This is a genomic window from Marinifilum fragile (assembly GCF_963677365.1).
Classification (GTDB): domain Bacteria; phylum Bacteroidota; class Bacteroidia; order Bacteroidales; family Marinifilaceae; genus Marinifilum; species Marinifilum fragile.
Genome location: NZ_OY781962.1, coordinates 2,153,527 through 2,171,029, shown reverse-complemented (window position 1 = coordinate 2,171,029; position 17,503 = coordinate 2,153,527). Strand labels below are relative to the sequence as shown.

Annotated in this window: 11 protein-coding genes and 3 riboswitches; of the genes, 7 read left to right on the top strand and 4 right to left on the bottom strand. The window is 35.8% G+C overall.

Annotated elements, in window-relative coordinates; genetic code table 11:
- Positions 1 to 39: 39 nt before the first annotated feature.
- From ACKPCA_RS08595 to ACKPCA_RS08585, 3 genes are all read right to left on the bottom strand, one after another.
- Complete coding sequence (locus ACKPCA_RS08595; protein ID WP_321282458.1) at positions 40 to 4,359, bottom strand: CusA/CzcA family heavy metal efflux RND transporter; 4,320 nt, start codon at positions 4,357 to 4,359, stop codon at positions 40 to 42.
- Positions 4,360 to 4,534: 175 nt separating this feature from the next.
- Positions 4,535 to 4,843, bottom strand: coding sequence for a DUF6660 family protein (locus ACKPCA_RS08590; protein ID WP_321282457.1), 309 nt, complete (start codon positions 4,841 to 4,843; stop codon positions 4,535 to 4,537).
- Between the two features lie 314 nt (positions 4,844 to 5,157).
- Positions 5,158 to 5,757 (bottom strand): hypothetical protein, encoded by a 600-nt coding sequence (locus ACKPCA_RS08585; protein WP_321282456.1) that lies wholly within the window; start codon positions 5,755 to 5,757, stop codon positions 5,158 to 5,160.
- 479 nt (positions 5,758 to 6,236) lie between these two features.
- On the opposite strand from ACKPCA_RS08585, the gene ACKPCA_RS08580 reads away from it, so the two are divergent.
- Positions 6,237 to 7,235, top strand: coding sequence for an apurinic/apyrimidinic endonuclease family protein (locus tag ACKPCA_RS08580; RefSeq protein ID WP_321282455.1), 999 nt, complete (start codon positions 6,237 to 6,239; stop codon positions 7,233 to 7,235).
- A gap of 32 nt (positions 7,236 to 7,267) precedes the next feature.
- On the opposite strand, the gene ACKPCA_RS08575 is transcribed toward ACKPCA_RS08580, so the two are convergent.
- On the bottom strand, positions 7,268 to 7,792 hold the full coding sequence (locus ACKPCA_RS08575) for a hypothetical protein (protein WP_321282454.1): 525 nt from the start codon (positions 7,790 to 7,792) through the stop codon (positions 7,268 to 7,270).
- Positions 7,793 to 7,931: 139 nt separating this feature from the next.
- On the opposite strand from ACKPCA_RS08575, the gene ACKPCA_RS08570 reads away from it, so the two are divergent.
- The 6 genes from ACKPCA_RS08570 (at position 7,932) to ACKPCA_RS08545 (ending at position 17,130) form a co-directional block, all read left to right on the top strand.
- Positions 7,932 to 8,291 (top strand): group I truncated hemoglobin, encoded by a 360-nt coding sequence (locus ACKPCA_RS08570; protein ID WP_321282453.1) that lies wholly within the window; start codon positions 7,932 to 7,934, stop codon positions 8,289 to 8,291.
- Between the two features lie 117 nt (positions 8,292 to 8,408).
- Positions 8,409 to 8,543: riboswitch (cobalamin riboswitch) on the top strand.
- Positions 8,544 to 8,631: 88 nt separating this feature from the next.
- On the top strand, positions 8,632 to 9,816 hold the full coding sequence (locus ACKPCA_RS08565; RefSeq protein WP_321282452.1) for an ABC transporter substrate-binding protein: 1,185 nt from the start codon (positions 8,632 to 8,634) through the stop codon (positions 9,814 to 9,816).
- Positions 9,817 to 9,823: 7 nt separating this feature from the next.
- On the top strand, positions 9,824 to 10,876 hold the full coding sequence (locus ACKPCA_RS08560) for an iron ABC transporter permease (RefSeq protein WP_321282451.1): 1,053 nt from the start codon (positions 9,824 to 9,826) through the stop codon (positions 10,874 to 10,876).
- Positions 10,869 to 11,915, top strand: a complete 1,047-nt coding sequence (locus tag ACKPCA_RS08555) for an ABC transporter ATP-binding protein (RefSeq protein ID WP_321282450.1) — start codon at positions 10,869 to 10,871, stop codon at positions 11,913 to 11,915. Before ACKPCA_RS08560 ends, ACKPCA_RS08555 begins: the two co-directional genes overlap by 8 nt.
- Before the next feature lie 62 nt (positions 11,916 to 11,977).
- Positions 11,978 to 12,188, top strand: a riboswitch (cobalamin riboswitch).
- A 163-nt stretch (positions 12,189 to 12,351) separates the two neighbouring features.
- Complete coding sequence (locus ACKPCA_RS08550; protein WP_321282449.1) at positions 12,352 to 14,505, top strand: TonB-dependent receptor plug domain-containing protein; 2,154 nt, start codon at positions 12,352 to 12,354, stop codon at positions 14,503 to 14,505.
- Between the two features lie 154 nt (positions 14,506 to 14,659).
- Positions 14,660 to 14,855, top strand: a riboswitch (cobalamin riboswitch).
- A 124-nt stretch (positions 14,856 to 14,979) separates the two neighbouring features.
- Positions 14,980 to 17,130, top strand: a complete 2,151-nt coding sequence (locus ACKPCA_RS08545) for a TonB-dependent receptor plug domain-containing protein (RefSeq protein ID WP_321282448.1) — start codon at positions 14,980 to 14,982, stop codon at positions 17,128 to 17,130.
- Positions 17,131 to 17,503 lie beyond the last annotated feature (373 nt).

Here is a 17,503-nt window from a genome sequence, read left to right as displayed (position 1 = left end):
CTTATTTAATGATTAAAATTTACTGGATTATCAGGCTTTTTAGTAGCTGTTTGTAAGGTATTGAACTCTGTTTACAGATTCCAAATAACTCTCCAGTTTATTCAGGTAAGTTTGTTTTATGGCAATGGCTTCTTCCAGATTTTTCGAGAATTGTAAGTAATCCAATTCCCCTTTTTTATATGCCAATTGGGCACCTTTTATTTGTTCATTGGCAATGGGAAGTGCTTCTTTTTCAAAATAATCAATGCTGCGATAATATTGCTGATAGTTTTGATTTACTTGTTTCAATTCATTTAATAACAACATTTTTTGTTCTTCTTCTTGTAGACTGGCAATTTGTGCGTTTGTTTTAGCTGCCTTAATTCTTCCTTTTTGTGGGCGATTCCATAAGGGAATACTGATACCTGCCTGATAGGAATAATATCCGGTTTGATTTCCTATTTTTTGAATGTCATATTGTAGGTTTAATTTAGGTAGCAGTGCCCTTTGTTCCACTTTTACCAATGCTTGTTGAGCTTTGGTATTCTTGTTGGCCAGATCCATAAGAGGATGATTCTTCAAATTGGAATTGTTTAAATTCAACTCTTTGCTATCTTTTACAGATGAAGGAACGTCGAATTTGTAATCAGCTTTTAACCAGAAGTTCAATTCTGTGATACTATTCTGATATTGTGCTTCGCTTTCTTGCATTGCAATTCGAATTTGTTTTGCCTGATTGGTTGCCATTAGCCATTCCAGTTTTGAAGTTGCTTCTGCTTCGTATCGAAGTTTTGCAGCTCTTTCAAAACCAGTATAAATTGAATCTAATTCGTTGGCCAAGAGTAAACGTTTTTTCTTTATAACAGCTTGATTCCAACTCTTGCGTACAGCACTTTCAACATTCATTATCGTAAGGGATTTGTGAATATTGGCCAACTCAATCTGAGTTTCTTGATACTTGTTCTTGGCATTAGTTGAGAAGATATCAATATTCGATTGTTCAAAACCAATTGTTCTTGTAGATGTTTCACTTCCACCTTTACTGTCTTCTCCCCAGGATATAACTGTCTCACCCAAATCTAGACTTGTTTTTTTCAATTGCTTTTGTCTTTCAATTTCCAAACGTGCAGCTTCAATACTTGGATAATTGTTTTTTGCCAATTCAATTGCTTTGCTTAATGTAATTTCTTTTGAGATCGCTTCTTGGGCATTTACATTTCCGCTAAAGAAAAATAATAAAGCAACCGTCGCTACAGCAGGAATTACTTTTTTGGACAATCTTTTTTCGGAACGATTTTCTAACCATTGATAAAGAATTGGCAATACAATTAATGTCAATAGAGTAGAGGTTAAAAGTCCTCCAATAACTACCGTAGCCAATGGTCTTTGCACTTCTGCTCCTGCCGAGGTGGAAATTGCCATTGGTAAGAAACCCAATACATCTGTGGATGCTGTTAATAGAATCGGACGAATTCTTCTTCTTGTTCCTTGTAGAATTCTATCCTTTATATTTGTGATACCTTCTTCTTTTAATTCATTTAAGCTACTGATTAATACTAAGCCATTAAGAACTGCAACACCAAATAGTACGATGAATCCTACACCTGCCGAGATGCTGAAAGGCATGTCGCGTAACCAAAGAGAGTAGATGCCCCCAATGGCTGCAAAGGGAATTGCCATATAAATCATTACCGATTGCTTCATCGATTTGAGTGCGAAAAAGATCAATAGGAAAATTAAGCCCAGTGCAATTGGAATCACTACCTGTAATCTTTTCGATGCTCTTTCCAGGTTCTCAAATGCACCCCCGTAACGGATGTAATATCCTGCCGGAAGATCTAGGTTTTGATCTAATTTTTCCTGAATTTCTTCAACCAGAGATTTTATATCTCTGCCTCGAACGTTAATCCCAACATAGGTTCTTCTTGCAGTATTCTCTCTTGAAATTTGCATAGGACCACCTTCATAGTTAATGTCAGCAACTTCGCGCAGTGGAATTTGAGATCCGTTTGAAAGTGTTATATATAATTCACGAATATCATTAATGTTGGTTCTGTTTTTTTGATTTAAACGAACAACCAAATCAAATCTTTTTTCACCTTCGAAGATGATGCCTGCAGTCCCACCTGCAAAGGCCGAGGATACCAATTGATTTAATTGTACAACGCTCAATCCATAACGAGCTAACATATCACTCTTATAGTTTACAGTTATTTGCGGAAGACCAGCTGTAGCTTCAACCTTCATATCGGCCACTCCATCGGTACCTGCTATTATTTTTCCAATTTCTTCTGCTTTTGTGGCCAAAATATCTAAATCTTCACCAAATAATTTGATGGCAATATCCTCACGAACTCCTGTTAACAATTCGTTAAAACGCATTTCGATTGGTTGGGTAAATTCGTAGTTCACACCAGGAATGGTATGTACCGTTGCCTTCATTTTTTCGATCAGTTCATCTTTGTTTTCTGCTGAAGTCCATTCATCTTGTGGTTTTAAAAGAACAAATACATCAGCAATATCCATTGGCATCGGATCGGTTGGAACTTCAGCTACACCAATTCTACTGGCAATGGTTGTAATTTCAGGATAAGTTTCTTTTAAAAGTTTTTCAATTCTTGTTGTGGTAGCTACTGTTTCCGATAGGGAAGATCCTGGTTTTAAAATTGCATGAAAAGCCAGATCTCCTTCATCCAATTGAGGAATAAACTCTCCCCCCATTCGCGAAAATAAAACGATTGAAGAGATCAGTATGGCAATTGAACCTATCAGTACTATTTTGCCTCTGCGTAGTGCTGCAGCTAGAATTGGTTCAAAGAAATTTTCAATCCCTTTCACAATCTTATCACCAAACCCGGGTTTATCACTCTTCGATTTTTTAAGAAAAATTGAAGAAATCATTGGAACGTAAGTCAAACATAGAATCATAGCTCCAATTAATGCAAAAGCGAATGTTTGAGCCATAGGGCGGAACATCTTACCTTCCACACCCTCTAGAGCCAGGATAGGAATGAATACAATAAGGATAATGAATTGACCAAAGAATGCAGAGTTCATCATTTTCGATGAGGATTTTTGGGTCAGATCATTCATTTCATCAGATGAAGGTTTTTTGAGTTGTCTTGAGAGATAAAAGACGATACTTTCTACAATAATTACAGCACCATCTACAATAATACCAAAGTCAATTGCTCCTAAACTCATGAGGTTGGCCCAAACACCGAAGATATTCATCATGATAAAGGCAAACAGCAACGAGAGAGGGATGGTAGAAGCAACGATTAATCCACCTCTCCAGTTTCCAAGCAGAATTACTAGAATAAAAATTACAATCAATCCACCTTCAATAAGATTGCCTGAAACGGTTGAAGTTGTTTTTTCTATCAGTTTACTTCTATCCAAAAGGGGTTCTATGCTAACTCCTTCCGGAAGTGATTTTTGAATTTGAGCAATTCTCTCCTTTACATCGGTAATTACATCATTTGAATTTCCATCTTTAATCATCATGATGATACCTCCAACTGCTTCTTTGCCATTTTTTGTAAAAGCTCCGTAGCGAACTGCCGATCCGAAACGAACTTCAGCAATATCTTTTACTAAAATTGGAGTGTTGTTTTGTACTGAAACTACAATGTTTTCAATATCAGATTTGGTGCGTAGGATTCCTTCTCCGCGAATAAAGTTTGCCTTGTGATCTTTTTCGATATAAGCACCACCTGTATTTTCATTATTATCTTTTAGTGCATCGAAAACTTGAGCTAAACTAAGTTGGTTAGCAAGCAAGCGATTTGGATCTATGGCTACCTCATATTGTTTCTGATTACCCCCCATACTATTGATCTCTACTACACCTGGAACCATAGCCATTTGTCTACGAACAATCCAATCTTGAATGCTACGCAAATCAGTTGGAGAATATTTACTTTCAAATTTTGGATCTACTTCAAGTGTATATTGGTAGATTTCACCTAAACCTGTAGAGATTGGTCCCATAAAAGGCGTTCCAAATCCTTCTGGAATTTGCTCTGCCACTTCGCCTAATTTTTCGCTAACTACCTGGCGTGGAAGGTAAGTTCCTTTATCATCATCGAAAACTACAGTAACAACTGAGAGCCCAAATCTGGAAACTGAGCGAATTTCATTTACTCCTGGAAGGTTTGACATGGCAAGTTCAACAGGATAAGTTACGAATTGCTCAATATCCGTAGTGCCTAAATTAGGAGCAGTTGTAATTACTTGTACTTGATTATTTGTTATATCTGGTACTGCATCTAAAGGTACCTTTTTCATAGACCATAAACCTGCAGCAATTAGTGCAAGAGTAAAAAGTCCTATTATCAGTTTGTTCTGAATAGAATACGAAATTATTTTATCTATCATATTATTTTGTTTAAGTCGGACAATTAATTAAAGTCAGTTCAATTGTGAGTTAACCGAGATGTATAACATTGTGAAAGAATGTAAACTGTCAAGCTGCAGCAAGAGCAGGAGTACACTCGTCTAGTTCACAACATGAACTGACATAAAAGATTGATTCGAAAAATCGAAGTCAGACTTAAACAATAGGAGGGTGGAAACAATCAGGGTGATAGTTTTCCACAAAGTCTTTTTGGAAATTATATTGTTCGGATACTGTTTCCTGAGTAGAAAGGTCAATTGTTGTAAAGTTTACTTTGACCATTAATTGGCAGCAGGTACATGCGCAGAATGGGGAACAGGTATCAATATGATTTTCATTCATGTGATCACTTCCATCAACCAACTCATAGTTTGATTTGTCTTGAGTGAATGCATGGGCATCGTTACAAGGAACTACTGTTAGAAGCAGTGCATAAAGTGATAATATGAAGGTAAACCATTTCATGAGCTAACAAAAGTAGAAGAAAATTGTAAAGTTTTATGTCCTTGAATTTTTTTTAACAGTTTTTTAAGAAACCTTAACAGTTTTCTGTGTCTTAAGAAGAAAGTGAAATGATGGGTAAGAAGGAATGATGTTTTTTTGGGAGTAGCTTGCTTATCCGTTGATCAGTTATGTAATGGGATAGTTGGTTTTTCCGGAAGTGTAAACATCCTAAAATATTGGACAAAAAATAAGTGTATCTCTAACATGAATGGGATACACTTATTAAAAATTTGTGATTCATTGGAATCATCTGGTCACACAACCCACATTGGTCATTATTTTCTGAAGGCATAATTGTATTCTTTGTTGTTTGAAACTAAACGTACTTTGTACTCTCCTTCAGGTAATGCAGTAACATTAAACTTCTTTGAAAAAGTTGGAGCTGATGTATATGATTCTTCGAATACTTCATTTCCTAATTCATCAGTAATTGAAAGGTTGAAAGTCGTATTTTCAAAAGAAAGGTAGCTCACGAACAAGTCGTTGTCTTTAGATCTGAATAAAGTTTTTTCAGCAAGTTCTTTAGCGTCTGTAACTTTAAGTTTTTTTCCTTCAATAACGAACTCTTTTTCAACATTTTCATCTGCACCACTTAGTACAATTTTATAAATACCATCTTCCAAATAAGAAAAGTCAAATAGTTTCTGATCTGTAGTAGCGCTATTTACTTTTTTAGAGTAGTATAGGTTTCCTTCTCTATCGTAGATCTTCATTTTTAAAACCGATTCAGTAGGGTTGATGATAGAAACGATAGACAAATCTGTGTCCAAATACTGATTGATTTTGATGTTACCGGTGGCAAAAGCTGAACTTGCGCCTAAGAATAGTAATGCTCCCAAAACAATTCCTTTAAGATTTACATTTTTTGTTTTCATACAAATAAAATTTAATAATTAAATGTTAATAAAATCAGCTCTTGATATTTCTCTTATGCTGACATTGTAAATCTATGTATTATTCGTAGAAATGATCTAAATAAAATCCTCGAAAAGTGGAGAAATAACAAAAAAATGAACTTATAACGGTTGCGGAAACTCCCGAAATTGTTTGCGTTACACAGATTTAATAAAGAATTTTGTCATTATTAACATGATTTGACCATTTTGCATGTTTATGATAACGTTTACGGAATTTTCGAAAAAGAGGCAAAACGTCATTTTTTAGCTTGAGCTCATAAAAAAGTGATAGAAAAACCTGCTTCGAAAATGCTCATTTGAATCATTAAAATTGCAATCTCGATTCTTTTTGAAAAATTTTATTCTGTGCTAATATGCACTCACAGATTAATATATTTTACCAATCGTTTTGATTGCTTATTGGTATTGAACTATTTTTGGTGCAAAATTTTTAGACAATGAGCTACCAAAACTTAATTGACTTTTCAGTTCATCCTTCTGATGTGGATCGATTCGATAACAAATGGGAGGGATTAAAAGAATATATCAATACAAAAGAATTAGATGGTGTGGAGTTACTAATAGGGTACGATCATCCATCTGATGAAATCCCAAAGGAAGTAGTAAAATCAATTCATTTGCCGTTTTGGGTAACCTGGTTGGATGTTTGGCGAAAAGGAGAGGAAGCTGCAAAATATTATTTCCCGGATGTAAATAATGATTACTTGCAATTTTGTTGTGGAGGAAGAAATGCTTCCGAAATGGTGCAAACGCAAAAGAAGTTGTGGGAGAATGCTAGCCTGTTTAATCCGGCCCATGCAGTTATTCATGCTGCCCATGTTGAGTTGGATCATGCCTTTTCACGTGATTTTACTTATAAGAATACCGAAGTGAGTTCCAACTTGGCAGAGATGCTAAACCGTACGGCACAGGAATTCACCGATGGAGAACCTCCGGTTACTTTGGCTATAGAAAATTTGTGGTGGCCAGGTTTGGATCTGCTATTTCCAGCAGAGGTTGATGATTTTGCAGGAAGGTTAGAGTTCAGCAATTGGAATGTTTTGTTGGATACAGGGCATTTAATGAATACCAATCCCGCTCTGCGTTGTGAGGATGAGGCCATCGATTTTGTTTTGGATAGAATATCAAGATTGTCAAAAGATGTACAAGCCAAAATTAAAAGTTTGCACCTGAATTGCAGTTTGTCGGGAGAGTATCAGTTGAAACAGATACAAAATGGTTTTCCTCAGGATTGGGAAAAACTTACTCATCGCGAAAAATATTCGGCAGCTCGTAAGCATGTTTTGCAAATCGATCAGCATTTGCCTTTTCAATCAGAACGAGTAAAGGAAATCATTGCGGAAGTGCAACCGGAGATTGTAGTTCATGAATTCATTACAAAAGATATGGATGAATTTACAGAGAAACTAGAAGTGCAGCGAAATAATTTAATGTAGGGACACGCATTGCGTGTCCTTTTTTATATCATCTATTTTATACGTTTCCATGTATTATATATGCATCCCGAATAATCTTTTCCTGGAGCAGCCAATTCGAATCCTTCTTTAAATGTGTTTTCGTCCACGATCTCAAAAGTGATTCTTGCCCTAAATCCCTTTGGAACATTTTCTATGGCTTCTGTTTCAAAAACAAATACACCTTCTTTCGAATTATCTAACACAAATTGATTTACATAGCCTTCGATATTAAATTGTCGATAGATGATTTTCTTACGAAATCCATCGAAGCTGATGTATCCTTTATCGATATGTAACTCACCTTCAGGATATTTTTCGCTAGGGTCAAACTTGGTTTCTACATTTAATGTAATATATCGACCATTCATTTCTGTAGTAAAAGATTGCTTTCCAATTCCTTTTCCTGCTTTGCCGGTTGTCTCACTTTTCCAATTACCCATAAAATACTCCAGGCAAGAGAAATGTTCTGGTAGTTTTTGATCTTGTGCCATCCCAATAAGTGGGATGAAAAGCAATGCGAATAGTAGTTTTTTCATACTTGTTGATTTGTATAATTTAGAATGAGAAAGATACCATTTTATTTAATTTCGTTGAGCTATAGTTTGTTTAATTAATTGACATTGCTGGTAATTCTCCGTAAATTCTTGTTTATTTTAAAATAAGGAGGATTTAATAATGGAGTTATCACTTTACGAAAGATTAGGCGGAAGCGATGGGATTACAAAAATTGCTAGTGATACTGTTGACCTACATCTTAAAAATGCCGCAATTGCACCACGCTTTTCCAAGAGCGACATTCCAAGTTTAAAAAAAGGTGCGGCTAACTTTTTCATCATGGGAACAGGTGGCCCAAGTGTATATGAAGGAAAAGATATGTTATCAACTCACAAGGGAATGAATATTAGTGATGTTGAGTTTAATGCAGTTCTTGATGATATATTGCAGGCACTTGAAATGAATGATGTTGGGCAAAAGGAAAAAGAAGAAGTTCTTTTTGTTTTGTATGGTATGAAGAAAGATATTGTGGCAATGTAATACCATATTGAATGTGTTTTTATAAAGAGATTAGATCCGCCTTGGTTTGATCTCTTTTTTTATGAATTCAAGTAATTCCAATTGTTCTAAAACTTATTTTTATTTCCAAAATATTGCATAGCTTTGCAGCAATTGGGTTTCTTGTTTCAAGAATGAAAAGGGAATTTGGTGAAAATCCAAAGCTGTCCCCGCAGCCGTAATACTTTCCTAAGATAGTTAAGTCGGAATACCTGCCTAATTAATGAAACTATTTCGTGACTTCGGGGAACTGAGTAACGGGAGTATAATTTTAAGAATTGTATTTTCTTATCATCCTTCCCCACAATAATTTGTGGAAGAAATGAACTTATTAAAAACGATCGGCCTAAACTTGTTACTTCTGACTGTTTTAGGTTTTGTTGCATGTCAATCAGGAGAGCAAAAAAAGAAGACTTCACAGAATTCAGAATCAGATATTGCTGATAAGGCTTTTTATCATCAAACAAAACTGAAGTATGCAAAGGGATTCGAAATCAATATTCTTGATAATAATTTGAAGGAATTGATTGTTTGGGATCCTTGGAACGAAGGCAAGGTTTTTCAGAAGTATTACCTTAAAAATAGAGGAGATCAATTTGAAGGAAAACTTCCTGATGATGGTTTGATGGTAGAGGTTCCTGTTAAAAGTATTGCGGCACTTTCCAGCACACAAATCGGAATTTTGAAATTCTTGGGCGTAGAGGATAAAATTGTAGCCGTTTCTTTACGTGATAGAATCTACGATGAGGAAATAGACAAGAGAGCTAAGGCTGGTAAAATTCAGGCAGTAGGTCATTCTGAAAGCTTAAATTTCGAAAAGATTGTTGAAATTGATCCAGATTTGGTAATGGTGGCTGGGTTTATGAAGATTACCGATAGAGAAACTAAATTAATGCAAGCTGGATTGCCTGTTGCGTATAATATCGAATGGATGGAATCTTCGCCTTTGGCTCGTGCCGAATGGGCCAAGTTTATCGCTGCCTTTTTTAATAAAGAAGCTGAGGCAGAGAAACATTTCGATGAGGTTGAAAAAAGATACATTGATTTAAAATCAATTGTAACTACCGTTAAAAATAAGCCTACAATTCTTTCAGGATATAATTTTAAAGGCACATGGTATATGCCGGGAGGGCAATCTTATTTGGCTCAATTCCTTAGAGATGGGAAGGCAGATTATTGCTGGTTTTCGGATAGTACGAGCGGGAGTATGCCTTTAAGTTTTGAAACTGTGTTTGATAAACAACATGATGCCGATATTTGGTTTGGTCCTGGACAATGCAAAACAATAAAAGATCTGGAGAATCTGGATGATAGGTATACTTTGTTTGAGTCTTACAAAACAAAGCAAGTATACTGTTATACCAAAAGAATGAAGGAGAGTGGTGCTAATGACTGGTTTGAATCTGGAGTCATTCAGCCTGATGTGGTATTTAAGGACATTATTAAAATTTTACATCCAGACTTGTTGCCGGATTATGAATTGCATTTTTATCAGAAATTGAATTAACAGAACTATGGTTTCTCAGAAAGGTAAAATTGTATCTATTTTATTTGGCGGTTTAAGCCTTATCATCATCACTTTATTGTTGCTAGATCTAATTTTTGGATCGGTAAATATTCCTTTTGAAAAGGTGTTTGCGATATTGGCAGGAAATGAGGTGAAAACTTCGTGGAATTATATTGTTCTTAATTTTAGGTTACCCAAAGCATTAACAGCCATTTTTGTAGGTGCAGGATTATCGGTAACAGGATTAATGATGCAAACATTGTTTAGAAATCCATTAGCAGGCCCTTTTGTTCTGGGAATTAGTTCCGGTGCTAGCCTAGGTGTTGCTTTAATGGTAATGGCCTCGGCAATTGTTCCAGCCTTTTTTGGAGTTGTTTCCGCTTTTTTGGGAAACTGGGCTTTGGTGGTTGCTGCTGTTGCAGGTGCTTCACTTGTGTTTTTGCTGGTAGCGTTAGCCTCAATTCGAATTTCCGATAGTGTCTCATTATTGATTATAGGAATCATGTTCGGAAGTATTACCGGGGCAATCGTAAATATATTGCAATACTTTAGTGAACCTGAACAGATACAGAGTTTTATTGTTTGGACATTTGGTTCCTTGGCGGGTGTGACATGGGTTGAGATGCAGGTAATGGGACCAATTGTATTTGCAGGTTTAATTTTGGCATTTTTCCTGATAAAGCCTATGGATGCATTGCTGTTAGGAGAGAATTATGCTAGAGGAGTAGGAATATCGGTAAATAAAACCAGAATTGCGGTAATCATTAGCACGGCTTTAATCGCAGGAACATTAACTGCATTTACTGGACCGATTGCTTTTGTGGGGGTTGCGGTTCCACATATTGCTCGTTCCATTTTTAGAACAGCAAGTCATAAAGTGTTAATGCCAGCAGTAGTGCTAATTGGAGCTGCAATAATGCTAATTTGTGATATTTTTTCTCAATTGCCAGGCAATCAAAATACATTGCCTATTAATTCCGTGACAGCTTTATTTGGTGGGCCAGTAGTGATTTGGGTAATTATGAGGAGTAGAAATGTAAAAGCATCCTTTGGTGGATAATGGAACTATGAAAGAGGAGAGAGAGCATCAAAATATATTAGTTACCAAAGATCTTGCAATAGGTTACAAGCAATCGAAGAAAGATACTTTGTGTTTGCTATCTGATATTAACCTAACGATTCGGAAGGGAGAAATGGTTTGTTTGCTTGGCCCCAATGGAGCAGGTAAATCTACTTTAATGAGAACCATTGCCGGAATACAAGCCCCACTGGATGGTCGCACTTTGGTTGAAGGTATTCCCATTCGAGATAGAAACTTTAAAGAAATTGCACAACTTCTTAGTATTGTTCTTACAGAAAGGATTAATGTTGGCAATCTTACGGTATATCATATCGTTTCTTTGGGGCGTCATCCGTATACTTCCTGGATGGGAAAATTATCTGATGCTGATAATGATAAAATAAAATGGGCTCTCGAACAGGTTGGATTACTGCATTACGCGAATCACTATATCAATCAATTGAGTGATGGTGAGCGTCAGAGGGTAATGATTGCAAAAGCTTTGGCACAAGATACTCCATTAATCATGTTGGATGAACCTACAGCGCATCTCGATCTACCGAACCGTGTTGAAATTATGCGTTTGCTGCATCGTTTGGCAAGAGAAACCAATAAAGCCATTTTGATGTCTACTCATGAATTGGATTTGGCTTTACAAGCAGCCGATTTAATTTGGTTAATGGCAAGAAATCAACCAATAAAAGTGGGCGCTCCTGAAGATTTGGTATTGAATAGAAGCATTGAAGATACCTTTCAGAATAAATCTTTCAATTTCGATAGAAAGACAGGTAATTTTATTATGAATTACCAGAAAAAACAAACCATACAACTTTTGGGTAATGATGTGATGGGATTTTGGACGCAGCGAGCCTTGTCTCGAGAAGGATATCAGGTTACCTGTGAGCAAGTAGGAGACTGTTGTGTGAAATTACTGGAAGATACTATGAAATGGGAGATCCATCAGAATGAAAGTGTTACTTGTTGTAACAGTATTCAAGAGTTAATTGCCTACCTAAAAAAAACTTTACACACGAGTTAATTCAGATGTAAAAAGATGTTGAATAAACGATCTTTTTAGGAAAGTTGTAGAGAAAATTTGTATACATTTGCGCTGCATTTGGTTTTTTACTTCTCTATTATCAGAAGTAGAAATGAAAAGGGAATCCGGTGAAAATCCGGAACTATACCCGTAGCTGTAAGTTCTAATATAGCTTTTTGAAATACTCCTTGCCACTGTTCCATATTGTTTAGGAATGGGAAGGCCTCAAAAAGTAGAACAAGTCAGAAGACCTGCCACTGCAAACATTTAAGTCATTGCTTTCGGGAAAAAGAGCAAGCGAACGAAAAAGTAATCAATAACTAAATAGGGATTTTTCTGCCATAACTGGTCCTTTACGGTATATTGTGAAATTTCTTTTAAGCTCCCTGTCTGCATTGCATTAGTTAATCTTATTTTCATTTTATTCTTTAAAAACATGAAAAGAACATTTTTAACTGCTTTTGCATTGCTGTCATTATTTAACGCTGTAGTAAAAGCTGATGAAGTGCCAAATTCAACTGATGACAAAAAGGTTGTAAAGCATTTGAATTTAGAGGAAGTTGAAATTAATGCTTCCAGAGTGAATGCCAAACTTAAGGATTTACCGCAAAAAATTGAGGTGATTACTCAAAGAATGATTGAAGCCTCACCAGCCGTTGATGTGGCGGGTTTATTAAAACGATCAGCATCGATTGATATTTTGCAATACCCAGGTGTACAGGCAACGGTTAGTATGCGTGGTTTTACTCCTTCGCCAAGTGTAAAGTATACAGTGATTTTGGTAGATGGAAAACCAGCAGGTACTGAAAATATAGCAAGTATTAATTTGCAGAATGTAGAAAGAGTAGAAATATTGAAAGGTCCTTTTTCTGCCCAATATGGATCGGCAGCTATGGCTGGTGTTGTAAATATTGTGACCAAAAATAGTACCGGTGAGTTAGGCGGAAGAATTGATGCTGAATATGGAAGCTTTAAAACTTCTAAGTTAAATGCAGCATTAGGTGGTTCTGTTTCTGAAATGATAGATTTTGATTTGGGATTTTCATTCAATAATCAAGGGAAAGATTACAAAACGGGTAGTCACAACTTGTATGATGAGAAGTATGCAAAATCTATTTTGGATGAAAGTTCATATGGAGAAAGAATGGTGAATACACAATTCACTACCTATAATTTAAATACTCGATTAGGAATTACCCTCGCAGAGGATTGGAAGATTAACCTGAACGGCGGATACTACAGAGGTGATGACATTGAAACTCCTGGTAATTTCTGGCATACCGAAGGAATGGACTCTAAAGATATTGAACGCTTTACAACGGGTTTTGATGTAGTGGGGAAAATCAAAAATCATAACATCATGTTTTCACCATTCTATTCAAACGAGGAGAATAAAACGATTGATGTGGGTTCTGATGGATACGGTGATTTTGAAAGTGTTTATAAAAACTATGGATTCCAATTGACAGATTCCTACCAAATAGGAAAACACAACCTTGCCTTTGGTTTGGATAATAAAACCGAAAAATACGAAAGTACCAACTTCGATACCAGTGGAAATATTGAAGCTCCTTACCAACCAGATTATAAAAACATTGCTACAGGGCTCTATGCACAATTGCAATTCAAATTATTAAACGACAAGTTGAATTTGATGCTTGGAGCAAGAGGAGATCATATCAAGTTTAAACTGGAAGCTGATGATTTGTTAGGAAACACAAAGAAAAATGAGGACTACTCGGTTTTTACTAAAAATATTGGTGTAAAATATAATTTAATTGGTGACTTATCAGCACACGCAAGTTGGGGTGATGCTTTTTTGGCACCTAAGGCATATCAAGTAGCAGGGGAATACACCAGAGGTTCTTCAAAAACAGTAGGAAACCCGGATTTGGATCCTGAAAAATCAAATACAACAGACTTTGGTTTGGCTTATAATAATTACAGAAAAGGTGTCAATTTCGACCTTACTTATTTCAATACGCATCACAAAGATAAAATCATCAGAAGTTCCTTGCCTGATTACAGTACAACCTATATTAATGCGCAAAGTGCAGATATGGATGGATTGGAACTAAGCGCTTCTTATGATTTTGGTGCATTAAAAGACTATGATTATTCCTTGCGATTGTATTTAAATTATACTCATTTGATTGATGCAACAGTAAAGTATACTGATGCGCAAGGTAATCCGCTGGAAGGCGAAATGAGGTTTGTTCGAGATAACACCGCTTCATTTGGTGTTGAGTACGATAATCTTAAAGGATTTTCGACAAGATTGAATGGAAGATATATTGGTCACAGATACGAGAATAACTACATGTACTTGGCTGATTATTCCAATTGGCCAAATATTACCAAAGAGCCAATTGTTTTTAATGGGAAAGAGGTGCGTCCTGATTTAGTGAATGAAGAATTGTTGCGTCACCCGGTTTCTTATGTTTTTGATTATTCGGCCAGCTATTCTTTTAACGAGAACTATACTGTTGGATTTTCAATTTCAAATTTACTAGATGAAAATTATACTGAGAAAGATGGATATAATATGCCAGGTAGAGCATTTATGGCAAAATTCTCATATCAGTTTTAAGATTTAATATTTACGCCAAAACAAAGGGAGTCTATCTTAATAGATTCCCTTTTTAGTATAAGTGAATATTTTGTTAACGACTGATGGACAGCGTGATTTAAAATGGTTTGTGAATAGTGGATTTGTTAGTCTTTTTTTTATAGATTTGCAGCGCAATTGGTTCTCGTACATTTGTTTCTTAACAAATTGAGATGAAAAGGGAATCCGGTTCAAGTCCGGAGCTGTTCCCGTAGCTGTAAGTTCTAATAAAGCTTTTTGATTTACCCTTTGCCACTGTCCCGATAAATCGGGATGGGAAGGCCTCAAAAAGTAGAACAAGCCAGAAGACCTGCCAGTGCAAAAAAAAAGTCATTGCTTTCGGGACAAGAGTAATAAGGCAAAAGGATTCATTTTAAAGTCGATTTCGACTCAATCTCTTTTATCTACTCCCTGTTAGTTTTGCATTAGTGTAGTCAATTTTAATTTACATCAGTAATGAAAAAAAACATTGTAACAGCTTTTGCATTGCTTTCGATTTTCAATTTCTCGCTTAAGGCGGAAGAAAATCCAGAAAATGCTACCGACACAACATCAGTTCGACACCTAAACCTGTCTGAAGTAAAGGTTAATGCGTCGCGAGTAAATGCAAAAATGAAAGATCTGCCACAAAAGGTAGACGTTATTTCGAAAAGAGTTATTGAATCGTCGCCAGCAACAGATATTGCAGGATTGTTAAAGAGCAATGGAGCCATTGATATTCAGCAATACCCAGGGGTAAATGCAGGAATCGGTATTCGTGGATTTGCTGCTTCAACGTCAAGTAAGTATGCAGTTATTTTAGTGAATGGTAAGCCAGCTGGAACTGAAAATATTGCAAGTATAGATTTGAATAATGTTGAACGTGTTGAAATACTAAAAGGTCCTTTTTCATCTCAATATGGGTCAGATGCTATGGGTGGTGTTGTGAACATTGTAACCAAAGAGAGTGATGGTGAATTTAAAGGAAATGTAAGTTTCCAATATGGAAGCTTCGATACTTTTAAGGAAAACATTAGTATTGGTGGAGCTTTATCGGATGGATTAGATTTTGATTTGTCTTATGCCATTCATAATCAAGGAAAGGATTATAAGGTAGGAGATAATAATCTGTATGATGAGGGTTATGCAAAAATGATTTTGGACCCAACGACCTATGGGGAAAGGATAGAGAACTCTCAATTGCAAAAGCATACAGTAATTGCACGATTGGGAGTTAAACTTTCGGACAGTTGGAAATTAAATTTAAATGGTTCGTATTTTAAAGGTAAAAAAATTGAAACCCCAGGTACGTTCTGGCATATCTATGGAATGGATTCAAAGGATATGGAAAGATATACCACAGGTTTTGATCTTATCGGAAAACAAGGGAATCATAACATTACATTTTCGCCTTACTATTCGGAACAAGAAGAAGAGAATTTTGATATAGGAAATGATGGTTATGGAGATACCAAGTATACTTACAAAAATTATGGTTTCCAGTTGAATGATGCAATTCAATTGGATGATCATGTTTTGGCGATTGGAATCGATAATAATTCACAGAAATATGAAAGTTTGAATTATACAACAGCAGGTAGTTTAGAATCTCCATTTCAGCCAGATTACTATAACATTGCAACAGGAATCTATTCTCAGTTTCAGATGAAATTTTTGGAAGGAAAATTCAATGTTTCAGTAGGAGGAAGAGGTGACAATGTGAAATTCAAAACCAAAGCCAATTCGTTTTTGAATAATAATTCCAGTTCAGAAGATTATTGGGTTTTTACCAAGAATATTGGAGTAAAGTATGAAGTTCTTGAAGGCTTTTCAGTTCATTCGAGTTGGGGAGATGCATTCCTTGCTCCTAGTGCTTTTCAGGTAGCTGGAGAATATCAAACAGCTTTCGGAAAAACGATAGGAAAAGCCGATTTGGATCCTGAAAAATCAAATACATGGGATTTGGGTATCGGATTTAAGAATTTTGCAAAAGGAATCAATTTTGATATCACCTATTTCGATACACATCACAAGGATAAGATTGTTCAGGTTAGAGATGCCGATTTTAATTCAACATTCGATAATGCTGATAAAGCGGATATGAATGGATTGGAGATTCTGGCTTCATATGATTTTGGTGCGCTAAAAGATTACGAATACTCACTTCGTTTGTATTTGAATTATACACATATTTTCGACGCAACTGAAAAGGTTAAAGTAGGTGAAAGTTTTGTTGAGTCAAAAATGAAATATGTACGTGATAATAATGCATCTTTCGGAATTGAATTTGACAATTTAAAAGGATTTTCGACCAGATTGCATGGACGATATATTGGTCACAGATATGAAGACAATTACATGTATGCAGCGGATTATTCAAATTGGCCTAATGTAACCAGAGCTCCAATTAATTTTAATGGTGAAGAAGTACGAAAAGATTTGATCGATGAAGATGTATTGCGCCATCCGGTATACTATGTGTTTGATTATAGCGTGAATTATCAATTTCACAAACATTACTCAGCAGGTTTGACGGTTGCAAACCTTTTGGATGAAAATTATTCTGAAAAGGATGGATTTAATATGCCTGGAAGAAGTATAATGCTAAAAGTAGGGTACAGATTCTAAAAGGATTGTTCTAAAGTATAAGAAAAGCTTGACTCAGTATTGGGTCAAGCTTTTTATTTTGAACTATTTCTTACCAAAAGTATAGTCTATTTATGGGTACCTCCTGAATTGGTTCAGAAGCTCGTTTTCTCAAAAAAGTATTTCTTGAATTGGTTGAGGAACTCGTTTTCCAAAAAAAGTACTTCCTAAATTGGTTGAGGAGCTCGTTTTCCCAAAAAAGTACCTCCTCAATTGGCTGAGGATCTCGTTTTCTCAAAAAAGTACTTCCTCAATTGGTTGAGGAGCTTGTTTTCTCAAAAAAAGTACTTCTTGAATTGGTTGAGGAGTTCGTTTTCTCAAAAAAAGAAACTCCTCAATTGACTGAGGAGATTTC